General features: G+C 65.7%; 14 protein-coding genes. 3 read left to right on the forward strand and 11 right to left on the reverse strand.

The window, feature by feature from the left end; all coding sequences use genetic code 11:
• Positions 1-23: 23 nt before the first annotated feature.
• The 6 genes from ACU8YE_RS20925 to ACU8YE_RS20950 are packed head-to-tail and all read right to left on the reverse strand — an operon-like array spanning position 24 to position 5,643.
• Positions 24-1,157 (reverse strand): NAD(P)/FAD-dependent oxidoreductase, encoded by a 1,134-nt coding sequence (locus ACU8YE_RS20925; protein ID WP_446929501.1) that lies wholly within the window; start codon positions 1,155-1,157, stop codon positions 24-26.
• Positions 1,150-2,580, reverse strand: coding sequence for an FAD-dependent oxidoreductase (locus tag ACU8YE_RS20930; RefSeq protein WP_446929502.1), 1,431 nt, complete (start codon positions 2,578-2,580; stop codon positions 1,150-1,152). Before ACU8YE_RS20930 ends, ACU8YE_RS20925 begins: the two co-directional genes overlap by 8 nt.
• Positions 2,580-2,906 carry a (2Fe-2S)-binding protein gene (locus tag ACU8YE_RS20935; RefSeq protein ID WP_446929503.1) on the reverse strand — a complete coding sequence of 109 codons (327 nt, stop codon included), beginning with the start codon at positions 2,904-2,906 and terminating at the stop codon, positions 2,580-2,582. The genes ACU8YE_RS20930 and ACU8YE_RS20935 overlap by 1 nt, the downstream gene beginning before the upstream one ends.
• A gap of 13 nt (positions 2,907-2,919) precedes the next feature.
• Positions 2,920-3,714 carry an ABC transporter permease gene (locus ACU8YE_RS20940; RefSeq protein ID WP_316869081.1) on the reverse strand — a complete coding sequence of 265 codons (795 nt, stop codon included), beginning with the start codon at positions 3,712-3,714 and terminating at the stop codon, positions 2,920-2,922.
• Between the two features lie 10 nt (positions 3,715-3,724).
• Positions 3,725-4,582, reverse strand: a complete 858-nt coding sequence (locus tag ACU8YE_RS20945) for an ABC transporter permease (RefSeq protein ID WP_446929504.1) — start codon at positions 4,580-4,582, stop codon at positions 3,725-3,727.
• A complete protein-coding gene (locus tag ACU8YE_RS20950; protein WP_446929505.1) occupies positions 4,579-5,643 on the reverse strand; it encodes an ABC transporter ATP-binding protein in 1,065 nt (354 codons plus the stop codon). Before ACU8YE_RS20950 ends, ACU8YE_RS20945 begins: the two co-directional genes overlap by 4 nt.
• Positions 5,644-5,830: 187 nt before the next feature.
• On the opposite strand from ACU8YE_RS20950, the gene ACU8YE_RS20955 reads away from it, so the two are divergent.
• Positions 5,831-6,673: an IclR family transcriptional regulator gene (locus tag ACU8YE_RS20955; protein WP_004631370.1), complete on the forward strand. Its 843-nt coding sequence runs from the start codon at positions 5,831-5,833 to the stop codon at positions 6,671-6,673.
• Here ACU8YE_RS20955 and ACU8YE_RS20960 read toward each other — a convergent pair.
• The 3 genes from ACU8YE_RS20960 to hglS are packed head-to-tail and all read right to left on the reverse strand — an operon-like array spanning position 6,658 to position 10,792.
• Positions 6,658-8,097: an FAD-binding oxidoreductase gene (locus ACU8YE_RS20960; RefSeq protein ID WP_446929506.1), complete on the reverse strand. Its 1,440-nt coding sequence runs from the start codon at positions 8,095-8,097 to the stop codon at positions 6,658-6,660. The genes ACU8YE_RS20955 and ACU8YE_RS20960 overlap by 16 nt on opposite strands.
• A 38-nt stretch (positions 8,098-8,135) precedes the next feature.
• On the reverse strand, positions 8,136-9,386 hold the full coding sequence (locus tag ACU8YE_RS20965) for an aminotransferase-like domain-containing protein (protein ID WP_446929507.1): 1,251 nt from the start codon (positions 9,384-9,386) through the stop codon (positions 8,136-8,138).
• Positions 9,383-10,792 (reverse strand): 2-oxoadipate dioxygenase/decarboxylase HglS, encoded by a 1,410-nt coding sequence (gene hglS, locus ACU8YE_RS20970; RefSeq protein ID WP_446929508.1) that lies wholly within the window; start codon positions 10,790-10,792, stop codon positions 9,383-9,385. Before hglS ends, ACU8YE_RS20965 begins: the two co-directional genes overlap by 4 nt.
• 135 nt (positions 10,793-10,927) lie before the next feature.
• Here hglS and gcvA point away from each other — a divergent pair, with 135 nt between their 5' ends.
• Entirely contained in the window at positions 10,928-11,848 is a 921-nt protein-coding gene (gene gcvA / locus ACU8YE_RS20975) for a transcriptional regulator GcvA (RefSeq protein WP_446929509.1), read from the forward strand.
• 190 nt (positions 11,849-12,038) lie between these two features.
• The gene (locus ACU8YE_RS20980) at positions 12,039-12,575 is read left to right on the forward strand and encodes a PadR family transcriptional regulator (RefSeq protein WP_260803331.1); all 537 of its coding nucleotides are present in this window, start codon (positions 12,039-12,041) and stop codon (positions 12,573-12,575) included.
• 3 nt (positions 12,576-12,578) lie between these two features.
• On the opposite strand, the gene ACU8YE_RS20985 is transcribed toward ACU8YE_RS20980, so the two are convergent.
• A complete protein-coding gene (locus ACU8YE_RS20985) occupies positions 12,579-13,583 on the reverse strand; it encodes an NAD(P)H-dependent flavin oxidoreductase (RefSeq protein WP_446929510.1) in 1,005 nt (334 codons plus the stop codon).
• A 52-nt stretch (positions 13,584-13,635) separates the two neighbouring features.
• The gene (locus tag ACU8YE_RS20990) at positions 13,636-14,079 is read right to left on the reverse strand and encodes a nuclear transport factor 2 family protein (protein ID WP_446929511.1); all 444 of its coding nucleotides are present in this window, start codon (positions 14,077-14,079) and stop codon (positions 13,636-13,638) included.
• Positions 14,080-14,173 lie beyond the last annotated feature (94 nt).

Consider the following 14,173-nt stretch of genomic DNA (forward strand, 5'->3'; position numbering starts at 1 on the left):
GGTCTCCTGGGGCATCAAGTGCATCAAGCTGCGGGTGGCAGAAAGCGTTGGATGGAAAAGGGTTCGATCGGTGTGGTGGTGCGGCCTTCGGCAATCAGTTCGGCCATGACATCGCCCACGCCGGGGCCGAGCTGGAAGCCGGCGCCGGCAAAGCCGAACGCGTGGAACAGGCCGAGGCGGCGGGCACTGGGGCCAATCACGGGCTGGTCGTCGGGCAGGTTGCCTTCGGTGCCGCTCCAGGTGCGGATGATGTGGGCGCCCGTGAGTTGCGGCAGCAGCGCCGCCAATTGCGGCAGCTGGCGCAGGATCGCCACGTGCGACGAGCGTGCGCGCTGGTCGTCCAGCACGTAGCCGCGCCCGCCGCCGAACACCACATTGCCGCGCCGCACCTGGCGGCAATAGATGCCGCCGCCTTCCACGCCCAGGCTCCAGGGCAGGAAGAACGGCAGCGGCTCGGTCACGCCCATGGTGGGCGGGATGGTGAACATGGGCACGGGCTCGCCCCATTGCGCGGCAAACTGGGCGGCCCACGCCCCGGCACAGTTGACCAGCGCAGAGGCTTTGACCTCCAGATCGCGATCATGCTGGCGTGCATGGACAACAAAGCGCGCGCCATCGTGCTCGACTGATTGCACCGGCGCGTGCTCGCGCACATCGGCACCGGCAGCCTGCGCGGCGCGTGCAAATGCGGGCGACAGCAGGCGCGGATTGGCCTGTCCGTCTTCCGGGCACAGCGAGCCGCCGACGATCTGCTCGCCGCCCATCGGGAAATACTTCTGCAGCGCAGCCCGGCCCTCGATGAGCTGCAGCCCCAGGCCAAACCCCTCGCTGCGCGCCGCATAACCGGCCAGCGATTCCATGTCGGCCACGCTGCGCGCGATCTTGAAGTGCCCGCTGCGTTCGTACTCGGCCTCGGTGCCGATCAGCTCGGTCAGGCGCCCCCAGATCTGGTGCGAACGCTGCGCTAGCGGCAATTGCTCAATGGACCGCCCCTGGCGGCGCACACCGCCAAAGTTGACGCCGCTGGAGCGCGATCCGCACAGGTCGCGTTCGAGCAAGGTGACGGCCAGCCCCCGCCGCCGCAGGAACAGCGCCGTGGCGCTGCCCATGATGCCGCCGCCGATGATGGCCACGTCGCATGCAAGCTGCTCACGCATGGTGGCCCTCCGGTTCGATCACCTCGGTCACATCCAGCGGCAGCGGCTTGATCGGTGCCTGCCCGCGCAATCGGCCCACCTGTTCCAGCGGCACGGACTGCGCGTGCGCCAGAATTTCCGCCGCCGCCGCGCCGCACATCCGGCCCTGGCAGCGGCCCATGCCGACCCGGCACAGCGCCTTGAGCCGGTTCAGCTCGTGCACGCCGCATTCGGCTGCCGTCTGGCGCAGGGTGCCCGCGGTGACGTTTTCGCAGCGACACACCACCAGGTCGTCGCTGGCGTGCACGGCCCAGTCATCTGGAAACGGGAAGGCGACTTCCAGCGCGCGGCGGAACCGCTCGATCTTCTGCAGGCGCTGGCGTAGCGCAGCCAAGCGATCGTCTTCGACGGTGATTTGCCGGTCCTGCAACAAGGCGAGCGCGGCCAATTCACCGGAGCACTCGGCTGCATCGGCGCCCATGATGCCCGCGCCATCGCCTGCCAGATAGACGCCAGCGACCGAGCTGCGCCGCATGGCGTCGATGCGCGGCACGTGGCAGCGGTGCAGTGCAGAAAACTCGAACGCGCAGCTCAGCAGATCGGCGAGCTGTGTTTCCGGCCGCAGCGCGTAACCCATGCCCACGGCGGAACATGCAGTGTGCTGCTCGCGGCCGGCGCTGTCTTGCCACACGAGTTGTTCCACCGCCGCATCGCCTTCGGCGCGCAGCAATCGCACGCCGTGGTGCATCGGAATGCCATGTAGCTTGAGCCAGCCGACCAGTGCCAATCCCTTGGCCATGACGGCGGGCTGGCCCAGCATGGCAGGCGCCGCCTTGTAGCGCGCGGAGGCAGGCGCGCTGTCGAGCACCGCCACAACGTTCGCGCCGGCCTTGGCGTACTGGCAGGCCACCAGATACAGCAGCGGGCCGGTGCCGGCAAACACGACGGCATCGCCAATCGCGCAGCCCTGGTATTTGAGCGCGACTTGCGCGCCGCCGAGCGTATAGACGCCAGGCAGCGTCCAACCCGGGATGGGCAGCACGCGGTCGGTGGCGCCGGTGGCGACGATCACATCGCGCCAGGGCAGGCTGCTGACCGCGCGCGTTGGCACATGCAGCAGGTCGAGCAGATCGGGCTGGGCATTCCAGACCAGGGTCTGCGGGTGGTAATCGATCTGCGGTTGGAGCTGGTCGAAGGTGCGGTGTATGGCCTGCGCGCGCTCGGCTTCGGTGCCGTACAGATCAGCGGCGCTGCGGCTAAAGCCATCCGGCTGGCGGCGATAGATCTGGCCGCCCGAGCGCGGCGCTTCATCCAGCACGATGGGCTTGAGGCCATGTGTCAGCAAGGTTTGCGCCGCGCGCACGCCCGCCGGCCCGGCACCGATGATGACGGGCTGCAGATCCTCTTGCGATTGCCGCTGCAGGGTGGGAGCTGCTTGCGTCATCACGCGGCGCCCTCGTTGCCGGCCGGTTGCGTGCAGATGTGCATGCCCGGTTCGATCATGGTTTGGCAGGCGCGCAGCGATCTGCCGTCGGCCAGGCGCACCCAGCAGTCCTGGCACGCGCCCATCAGGCAGAAGCCGGCGCGCGGCTGCTTACTGAATTCATTGATGCGCAACTGGCGCGTTTGCGTGAGCACGGCCGTCAGGACGGTGTCGCCGGCAAGTGCTTCAGCAGGGCGGCCGTCCAGCACGAAGGCCACTGTGGGGCGATTGCGCTCTTTGAGGCGCTGGAGCTGCACGCGGGCAGAGCGGTTTGCAGGAGCATTCATCGTGATCTCTGTCTCAATGCTTGCCGATCAGAATTCGGTCCAGACCATAGACCTTGTCCAGCAGCAGCATCAGCGCGAGCGTGAGGAAGACGATCAGCGCCGAGACGGCGGCCATCATCGGGTCGAGCGATTCCGTGGCGTACATATACATGCGCACCGGCAGCGTGACGGTGGCGGGCGACACCACGAAGATCGACATGGTCAGCTCATCAAAGCTGTTGATGAAGGCCAGCAGCCAGCCGCCCGTGATGCCCGGCAGGATCATCGGCAGCGTCATGCGGCGGAACACCGTAAAGCTGCTTGCGCCCAGCGAATAGGCAGCATGCTCGACCGAGTGGTCAAAGCCCACCAGCGCCGCCATCACCAGCCGCATCGTGTACGGCGTGACGATCAGCGCGTGCGCGAAGATCAGCCAGCCGAAGCTGCCTTGCCCACCCACCAGCGAGAACATGCGCAGCAACGCCACGCCCAGCACAAGGTGCGGAATGATCAGCGGCGACAGAAACACGCCTTGCAGATACTGCAGCCCCGGCGCACGGAAGCGCACGATGGCCATGGCAGCCGGCACCGCCAGCGCGGTCGACAGCGTGGCCGCCGCGAGGCCCAGCCAGAGGCTGTTCCAGAACGACTGCACGAAGTCGGGGTGATGCAGCACCTGGTCGAACCAGCGCAGCGAGAAATGGTGGGTCGGCAGCGTGAGCGTTTCTTCGGGCGTGAAGGCGACGATGCACACGATCACCAGCGGTGCCACCATGAAGGTGATGACGAGCGCGTTGAAGATGAGCGCGAGCGGTCCGTTCTTTTGCATGTGCGCTCCTTCAGCCCAACGTCTTCTTGTAGCGGCCTTCGATCATGCGGTTCCAGCCCAGCATGATGACGAGGTTGGCCGCCAGCAGAATCAGCGCGATGGCTGCGCCGAGCGGCCAGTTCAGTTCGTTCAGGTATTCGTCGTAGATGAGCGTGGCGACCATCTTCACGCGGCGCCCGCCGAGCAGGCCCGGAATGGCGAATGAGCTGGCCGCCAGCCCAAACACGATCAGGCTGCCCGACAGAATGCCCGGCATGACTTGCGGCAGCACCACGCGGCGCAACGTGGTGAAGTGCGATGCGGACAACGACAGCGCGGCGTTTTCCACCCACGGGTCGAGCTTTTGCAGTGACGTCCACACCGGAATCACCATGAACGGCAGCATCACATGCACCAGCGCAATCACCACGGCCGTCTCGTTGTACAGCAGCTTGACCGAGCCGATGCCAACGGCCTTGAACACGGCGTTGATCAACCCTTCGGGCCCGAGCAGCATGCTCCAGCCGAATGCGCGCACCACAACGGAGATCAGCAGCGGCGCCAGGATGATGAGCAGGAAAATCGAGCGCCAGGGCTTGCGCATCCGGCTCAGGATGTAGGCCTCGGGCGCGCCGATCAGGATGCAGATCAGCGTCACGAGCGCTGAAACGCGCAGCGTGCGCCAGAAGATTTCGTAGTAGTACGGGTCTTGCACCACATGCAGGTAGTGCGCAAACGTGAAGGTGCCCGCAATCGGGCCCTTGTCGGCGTCGAACGCGTTGAACGACAGCATCACGCTCAGCGCGAGCGGCACGAACAGCATCACGCCGAAGAGCGCCAGCGCCGGGCCGGTCATGCTCCACGGCACCCAGATCGGTCTGCGGCTCATGCTGCGGCCCCCTCGGTACCGATCACGCGGACATAGCGGTCTTGCCAATCCACGCCGACGGTCTGGCCCACGTCGCATGGGGCGTCGCCATCGTTGACGGCGGAGACCAGCATCGCGCCAAGCGGCGTGTCGACGGTGTACATCCACTGGTTGCCGAGAAAGAAGCGTTCGGTCACGCGGCCTTCGCAGCGGCCGCCACCGTCGGCGGTGCACGTCATCTTTTCGGGGCGCAGCGCCAGCACAATCTTGCTGCCCACCGGCGTGCCCGGCGGCAGCGCGAGTTGCACGGACCCGACCGATGCACGAAGCTCGCCGTCAGCGCCCGACACCACTGCCGCATGCAGCAGATTGGCCTTGCCGACAAAGGTGGAGATGAACGCATTGCGCGGATGCTCATACACCGCCAGCGGCGTATCCACCTGCGTGATGCGGCCTGCCTCCATGACGACCACACGGTCGCTGATCGACATGGCTTCGGCCTGGTCGTGGGTGACCATGATGGTGGTCGTGCCCACCTTGCGCTGGATCTCACGCAGCTCGAACTGCATCTCTTCGCGCAGCTTGGCGTCCAGGTTCGACAGCGGCTCGTCCAGCAGAAGCACCGGCGGCTTGATGACCAGCGCGCGTGCCAGGGCGACGCGCTGGCGCTGGCCGCCCGACAGCTCACGCGGGTAGCGGTCAACGTGCTTGTCCAGATGCACGAGCGCCAGCGTCTGCAGGGCGCGCTCGCGGCGTTCGGCCGGCGGGCACTTGCGCATCTCCAGCCCGAACTCCACGTTCTCGCGCACCGTCATGTGCGGAAACAGCGCGTAGGTCTGGAACACGATCCCCAGGCCGCGCGCGTTGGCTTTCGCACGGGTGATGTCCTTGCCGTCCAGCTCGATCGAGCCCTCGGTCACCTCCGCGAAGCCCGCAATCATCTGCAGCGTCGTCGTCTTGCCGCAGCCCGACGGACCCAGCAGCGAGACAAACTCGCCCTTGTGCACGTTCAGGTTGAAGTCCTGTACGACCCGTAGGTCGCCGTACTGCTTGGAGACATGGTTCAGGCGCAGAAAACTCATCGGTGATCCTTTGCGACCGGGGGCGTCGCCAGACTCTTCCAATTGAACAATATGGATATGCTATTGCAACAGATGTGCCAAAACATCGATTTCGCCTAGGTGTATACGCTGTAGTTGGAATTTTTCTCGTATTTATTCCGTTCATCGGAATACAATTGATCAACAAAATTCAGTCCATTCCAGCTTTATGTCCGTAGATTCCGACGACGACGCGCATCAGCGCAGCGCCATGCACCGCACTTTCCAGATCCTGCGCACCATGGCGGAGCAGCAGCACCAAGGTGTGCGCGTCACCTACCTGGCCAAGACGCTGGGAATGACCCCGGCCACCACGCACCGCCTGCTGCAGGGGCTGACGCAAGAAGGCATGGTCGAGCAGGATCAGCAGAACAAGCTGTACCGTCTGAGCCTGGATCTTTTCTGTCTGGCGGCCCAGGCGGGCGCGGTGAACGACTTGCGCTCCGTCGCCCGGCCGGCCCTGCTGCGGTTGAATGCCAGCCTGGGCGACACGGTGCTGCTGCTGGTGCGCTCGGGCTTCGATGCGGTATGTCTGGACCGCGTGGAAGGGCAGTACCCCATTCGCACGTTCACCGGCGATGTGGGCGGCCGGATCGAACTCGGTGTGGGCCAGGGCGCGCTGGTGATCCTCGCGCACCTGCCCGACGCCGAGCAGGAGGAGGTGCTGCGCTACAACCTGCCGCGCATCCGGCACTACAGCGTTTATGACGAGGTCTATCTGCGCTCCGAGGTCAGGAAGGCACGCGAGCGCGGCTATAGCGCCAAGACGGACGGGCTGCTCGAAGGCATGGCCGGTATTGCCGTGCCCGTGTTCGATCGCAACGGCAACGTCGTCGCCGCGCTTTCCGTGGGTACGCTCGCCAACCGCCTGAGCGCCGATCGCCTGCCCATCGTCTACGACATGCTGCTGCGCGAGGCCAATCGCCTCACCACGCAGATCAACCCGTTCGATCCGACGCTGCGCCGCCCGATGCAATCGATGGCCGTGAGCGATACCTATCGCGCCATCTGACCCGGCGGTCGTTCGAGCACGCGTCCCGGGTTCAGCAGGCATTGCGGGTCGAGCGCCTGTTTGATGGTGCGCATCAAGTGCAGGGCCACCGGCGCCTTGTAGTGCGGAAGGTGGTCGCGCTTGAGCGCGCCGATGCCGTGCTCGGCCGAGATCGAACCGCCAAAGCGGTGGACGGACTGGTACACCGCATCGCCAATCGCAGCCTCATGCGCGGCCACGAACGCAGCGGCGTCCGCACCCGCTGGCGGCTGCACGTTGTAGTGCAGGTTCCCATCGCCCAGGTGCCCGAAGTTGATGAGCCGCAGCCCGGGCGCAAGCGCCTGCAGTTGCGCATCGGTCTGGGCCACAAACTCGGGGATGCGCGAGATCGGCACCGAGACATCGTGTTTGATGTTGGGTCCTTCGGCCGCCTGGGCCAGCGTGATGCTTTCGCGGATGTGCCACAGGTCGTGCGCCTGCCGGATGTTTTCGGCGATGATCGCGTCGGTCACGATGCCGTCTTCCATCGCGGTTTCGAGCAGGTGTTCAAACTGCGCCCGGGCGTGCGCCTCGGATTCACTGTCGGACGCTTCCAGCAGCACGCACCACATCGTTTCGCGCCACATCGGCACGCGCAACTGCGGATAGTGCGTGTCGACCAGCCTGAGCCCTTCCTGGCTCATCACCTCAAAACCCGTGAGCGCCGCAGACAGATGCCGGTGCGACAACGCCAGCAATGCCGTGGCGGCTTGCAGTGACGGTACGGCGGCCCACGCCGTCAATTGCGCGGCCGGTTGCGGATACAGCCGCAGCGTGGCCGCCGTGATGATGCCCAGCGTGCCCTCGCTGCCGATGAACAGATTGCGCAAGTCATAGCCGGTGTTGTCCTTGCGCAGGCCTTGCAGGTTTTCCCAGACCTGGCCGTCGGCCAGCACGACTTCCAGCCCGAGGCACAGCTCGCGCGCATTGCCGTAGCGCAGCACCTGTGTGCCGCCCGCGTTGGTCGCCAGGTTGCCGCCGATGGTGCAACTGCCTTCCGCACCCAGGCTCAGCGGGAACAGCATGCCGGCTTCGCTTGCCACGTCCTGCAGCGACTGGAGCACGCAACCGGCATCCACCGTCATCGTCATGTTGGCGGCGTCGATGGCGCGCACGGTCTGCATGCGGCGCAGACTCAAGATGACCTGCTCGCCGGTGGCATCGGGAACCGAGCCTTCCACCAGCCCCGTATTGCCACCTTGCGGCACGATGGACACACCGGCTTGTGCGCACGCGCGCACGACCGCAGCCACGTCGGCCGTGCAGCCGGGCCGCACCGCGCACAGCGCCTTGCCGCGCACGCGCTGGCGCCAATCGGATTCGTATTCGGCGCAGTCGTCGCCGGTCAGAACATTGGCGGCGCCGACGATGTCGCGCAAGGCCGGAATCAGGTTGTCGGGAGTCATGGCTATTGCGATGAAGGTTGTCTCTATCTGAGGCGGCGTCAACGCATGGCCAGCGCCACGGCGGCTGCCAGCCGCTGCACGGCCTGTTCGATCTGCGGCACCTCGGGCGCGGCAAACGACAGTCGCATGGTGTTGAGCTGCGCGTTGTCCGGGTAGAACGCCTTGCCCGGCACATAGAGCACCTGCTGCGACACGGCGGCCTCGAAAAGCGCCTGCGGGTCGATCGACGGCGCGAACGTGGCCCAGACAAACATGCCGCCCGCCGGCGTGGCGCACTGCACATAGCCATTCAACTGCGTAGCGATACCTTGCACCAGGGCCTGCATGCGCCGCTGATACTCGATGCGTGCGCGCCGCACCGTGGCCGGATAGCGGCCGCTTTCCAGATAGCGCGCGGCCACCATCTGCGCCAGCGGAGACGTACACAGATCCACCGTCTGCTTGGCGATGGCGCAGCGGCGCAGCAGGCTGCTGTCAGCCAGCATCCAGCCGATCCGCAGTGCAGGCGCGACGGTCTTGGATAGGCTGGAGAGATACACCACCGGGTTCATGCCGCCTGCGGCAAGCCGATCGCCCACTGCGCGCAGCGTGGGTGGCATGGCAGAGGCGTCGCCCCCTGCCGTATCAAAGCGCAGCTCGCCGTAGGGATCGTCTTCCACCACCCGAAAGCCGTGCGTGCAGGCCAACTGCACCAGGGCTTCGCGCCGCTGGGCAGCGAGCAGCGTGCCGCGCGGGTTGGAAAAATTCGGGACGGTGTAGAGCAGCTTGGGGCGCTGCGTGGCGGGCAACTGATGCAGCAGGTCGGCCAGCGCATCGGTTTGCAGGCCGTGTTCGTCCATCGGCACGGGCACGATGCGGGCCTGCGCCAGGCGCAAGGCTTGCAGCGTGGCAGGGTAGGCGGGCACTTCCACCAGCACCGTATCCCCCGGCTCGATCAACGCACGCACCAGCAGGTCAAACGCTTGCTGCGAGCCCGTGGTCACCATCATCTGCTCGGCGCTGGCCTGAATGCCCCGTGCGCCCATCAGCGCTGCGAGCGCCGTGCGAAGGACGGGCAGCCCTTCAGTCGCGCCGTACTGCAAGGCATGGGCGTCGCCCGCCATGGCTTGGGCGGTGGCGTGCGCCAGCCCTTCGGCGTCGAACAGGCTGGGCGACGGGTAACCGCCCGCCAGCGAGATCATCCCCGGCTGGCTGAGGTACGGAAACAGTTCACGGATGGGCGAGCCGGCGGGGTTTGCAAACGGGGCGGCAAAGCCAGGCATGGCGGCAGGCGTGTGCGGGCCGGTCATGCAGCGTCCACCACGGGCGTGCCGCGCAGCACGGCATGCACCTGATCGATGGAGCGCTGCTGCGCGGCTTCATACAGCGCGATTTCGTCATGCACGCGCGCGCCCAGCGCTGCTTCGAAGGCCTGCTGCGCGGCGTAGGCTTGATACTGCTTCTGCTCCTCGCCGCCCAGGTTGGACTGGAAGATGCCGGCCGCGCTGACCGGCAAGAAATCTTCATAGGTGATGGGGTCCGCTTGCACCCAGCCCTTGGCGAGCAGTTCATCCAATGACGCTTCGGCCGCCGCTGCGGTGTCGGCGTGTGCCTGGCCCAATGGCGTGAGGGTGTATCGATAGAACGCCAGCCCTTGCGCACGCAGCACGTCATGGCTGTCCGGAAAGGCGCGGAATGCCTGGGCCAACCGGCTTCCGTAGTCGGGTGCGGCACTGCCGGCATTGCCCATGTTGCGCACTTCGGCGAGCAGTTGGTCGTATAGCGCGCGACCCTTGCGCGTCAGGGCCACGCCGCGCTGCTCGATTTCGCCAAAGCGCGCCGTGTGGGCGCCTGCATCGTCAGTAAAGCGCACCGCTTCTTGCAGTGCCTTGAAGCTGGTCTGGCGCAGCAGGATGGGGCAGTCGCGGCGCGGCGGACCTTCCACCACATCCTTGGCGTCCATGCCGCGTGTGGGCATCGCGGCCTGGGCGGCGTCGATGTCGAGCGTGCGTGGGGTCAGGTGGTTGATGTGGGGGCCGCGGAAGCACACCACGTCGGCCACCAAGCGGTGGGCGGCTTGCAGCGCGCGATACGTCTCGGCGTCGACCGTGGCCGTGCTGTGCCAGCGGAAGGTTTCGAGCGCCTCGCGTACGAACGCTTCGGCATCTGCGTCGGCCAGGCCGCCGTCGGCTTCGCATTGGGCCATCAGTTCCAGCACGCGCGGCGTAAAGATCTGCCGGCGCGCCAGGATGGCGGCGGCCTTCTCACGCAGGGCAGCGTCGGCAATCAGCTCAAGCCGCAGCAACGACGTGAACACGCGGAACGGGTTGGCCAGCAACGCGGCATCGCCCACCGGGCGGAACGCCGTCGAATGCACTGGCACGCCAGCCACCGACAGATCGTAGTAGCCCACCGGCTCCATGCCCATGACGGCAAACAGCCGGCGCAGCGTGGCCAGCTCGGCGGGCGTGCCGACGCGGATGGCGCCGTGGCGCTCGACGTCCAGCCGCTCCAACTCGCCGGACTGCGCCATCTGCGCGTGCAGCGCGGGCTGGGCCTCCAGCGTGCGAGCGTTGATGTCAGCCACCAGCTCGACCAGGGTGCCGTACTGCGGCACCTCCTCGCGATACATGGCGGACATGGCGCGCGAAAAGCGCGAGCGTATTTCGTTGGCGTTGACGAAGTGGAACGCCGAAGGTTGATGCAGATCGCTCATGACTGGGTTCGGTTTGGCAGGGGTAAAGCGATGCTAGGGTGGCCAATGAAGCCCGGTCAAACGATAATCCGGGCGTAGATCATTCCAATCGAGAATGACTGGGCGACTTTCGCATCGCACAATTTCCGCGCTCCCATGTTCCTGTCCCGCCGCTTTCTGCCGCCGATGTCCCTGCTATGCGCGTTTGAGGCCGCCGCGCGGCACCAGAGCTTCACGGCTGCCGCCGCTGAACTGCATCTCACGCAAAGTGCCGTCAGCCGCCAGATCCGCGCGCTGGAAGAGCGCCTGGGTGCAGAACTGTTCGTGCGCGAACGCCAGACCGTGCGCCTGAGCGCGGCGGGTCAGGCGTATGCGGAGGAAATACGCGCCGCGTTGATGCGCATCTCCAGCGCCACGGTGGGGTTCCGAGCCAATCCGCAGGGCGGCAGCTTGAATCTGGCCATCCTGCCGACGTTCGGCACCCGCTGGCTGGCACCGCGCCTGCCGGCGTTTTTCGACGAGCACCCCGGCATCACCATCAATCTGACGACGCGGCTGTCGCAGTTCGACTTTCAACTGGAAGCGGTGGATGCGGCCATTCACTTCGGTACGCCGCACTGGCCGGGGGCAGAACTGGCCTTGCTGATGAGCGAAACCGTCGTACCCGCTTGCAGCCCGGCGCTGCTGGCCCGCTACGACTTTGCGCAGCCGCGCGACCTGCTGCATGCGCCGCTGTTGCACCTGGCCTCCCGCCCCGATGCTTGGCCGCGCTGGCTGGCCAGTCATCAGGTAACAGGGGCAGAACCCCAGGGCATGCTGTTCGACCAATTTGCCACCGCCGCGCAAGCTGCCGTTGCGGGCCTGGGCGTGGCGTTACTGCCGCGCTTTCTGATCATCCACGAGCTGCAGCAAGGCGACCTGGTGCAGGCGTTGCCGCATGTACCCGAGATGGAGAGCGCGGAGCGTTACTACCTCGCCTGGCCCACGAACCGCGCTGACTACCCGCCGCTGCAAGCGCTGCGGACATGGCTGGTGAAAGCGGCGCAAGATTTCATGATCACGCAGCCTGCAAGGTAAAGCGCCGCGCTTTCGCAAGTGCACAGAGCAAGCAGAACGCGCGCGTTCGGCACCAAACCAACGGTGGCGAAGCAGTGCATGACTCGCCCATCGGGGTTCTGTAAAGTTCGCAGATCGAATTTGTCGGATCGGGCCAGCTATGCTCAAAGCCCGGTCCGACGCAAAACAAAGCTGACGTTATCTCTCGCCCATGTCCATCCAACACGCACTGCTGACATCCCTGCTGGAAAAGCCCTCGTCGGGCTACGAGCTTGCCCGACGCTTTGACAAGTCGATGGGCTATTTCTGGAGCGCCACGCATCAGCAGATCTACCGCGAGCTCGGCCGTATGGCCGAAGCAGGCTGGGTGAGCGTGGAAGAAGAGGAAGACAGCCGCAAGAAGACGTACACCGTCCTGCCGCCGGGCCGGGACGAACTCGCCCGCTGGGTGCTGGAGCCGACCGTGTCGTCGGACAATCGAGAAGAAGTGCTGGTGAAGCTGCGTGCCGAGGCCGTGATCGGCCCGCTCGGTTTTGCTGACGAGATGCAGCGCCTGATCGAGCAGCACCGCACGCGGCTGAATACCTTCCGCGAAATCGAGCAGCGCGATTTTGCGCGGCCCGATCTTACACGTGCGCAGCAGCTGCAACACGCGGTGCTTCAGCGCGGCATCGTTTACGAAGAAGGCTGGCTCGCATGGGCAGACGATGTGCTGCCGTTGCTGGAGCCAGCCTCAGTCACCGCTTAAAAATCAAGCCGTCGCCTTGCTACCGGCCGGAGCGCGCAGCGCTTCGATGTTGTTCAGGCGACGGCGCGCCACTTCGAACTCCTCGGCAAAGCGCTTGACGAGTTCCGCTGCCGGCACGACGCGCTTGACCGCGCCCACGCCCTGGCCGGCGCCCCAGATGTCTTTCCATGCCTTGGCCTTGGCGCCGCCGCCCGAGCCGAAGTTCATCTTGCTCGGGTCCGATTCCGGAAGCGCGTCTGGGTCCAGGCCGGCGCCTTCGATGCTCTTGCGCAGGTAGTTGCCGTGCACGCCGGTGAACAGGTTCGTGTAGACGATATCGCTGGCGGTGCTTTCCACGATCGCTTGCTTGTAGCCCTCGATCGCGTTGGCTTCTTCGGTGGCGATGAACGCGGATCCGACGTAGGCCAGGTCCGCGCCCGCTGCCAACGCCGCCAGGATCGCATTGCCGTTGGCGATGGCGCCCGACAGCAGCAGCGGGCCGTCAAACCATTCGCGAATTTCGTGGATCAGCGCAAACGGCGAGGTCGTGCCCGCATGGCCGCCCGCGCCCGCCGCCACAGCGATCAGGCCATCCGCGCCTTTCTCGATCGCCTTCTTGGCAAATTTGTTGTTGATGACATCGTGCAGCACGATGCCGCCGTAGCTGTGCACCGCCTGGTTCACGTCTTCACGCGCGCCCAGCGAGGTGATGACGATGGGCACCTTGTACTTCACGCACAGCTCCAGGTCGTGCTCCAGGCGGTCGTTCGACTTGTGCACGATCTGGTTGACGGCAAACGGCGCCGACGGCTTGTCGGGGTGCTGCGCGTCGTACTCGGCCAGCTCCGTGGTAATGCGCTGCAGCCAGGTCTCCAGCAGCTCGGCCGGCCGCGCATTGAGCGCCGGGAACGAGCCGACCACGCCCGCCTTGCACTGCGCGATCACGAGGTCGGGGTTGGAAATGATGAACAGCGGCGAGCCCACCACGGGCACGGACAGGCGGTTTTGCAGGATCCGGGGCAGCGACATGGCAGTCTCCGTTGGAATCGTTATGGAATGAGGGAAAGGGGGCGAGCGGGTCTCAGGCTTCAGCCTTGAGCAGTGCGAGCTTGTCGCTCAGCTTGGCGCCCATGGCTGCGCCGAGTGCCTGCAAGCCGGTGGCCGGACGGACCATGACTTCAAATTCGACGATCTTGCCTTCAGCGTTGAAGCGCACCATGTCGATGCCCTTGAGTGCCTTGCCGCTCACGTTGGCGCTGAACTCCAGCACCACGCTGGCGCCATCGTCGGTGGCGAAGCAGCGGTGGTATTTGAAGTCTTCAAAGACGGTGTTGACGGTGCGCAGCACCAGCGTGGTCGCGGTGCGCCCCGGGTAAGGCGTGTGCGCCACGGGCGAGCGGAAGACCACTTCGTCAGCGAACAGCCGGTCGAGATCGTCCATGTTGCCGTTGTCGAGCATGGCGTGCCACGCCTCGAGCGTGGCTTGCGCGGGGGCGTTCAGTGTCTGGGGAATCGGCTGCGGCATGCTGGCTCCTGGGCAGAAAGTGCAACGGATTGCATCAACGTGGGACGCAACATAGCACAGCCAACTTTCTCTATGCAACAAGTTGCATAGTGGG

The organism is Ralstonia sp. VS2407 (genome assembly GCF_052950655.1).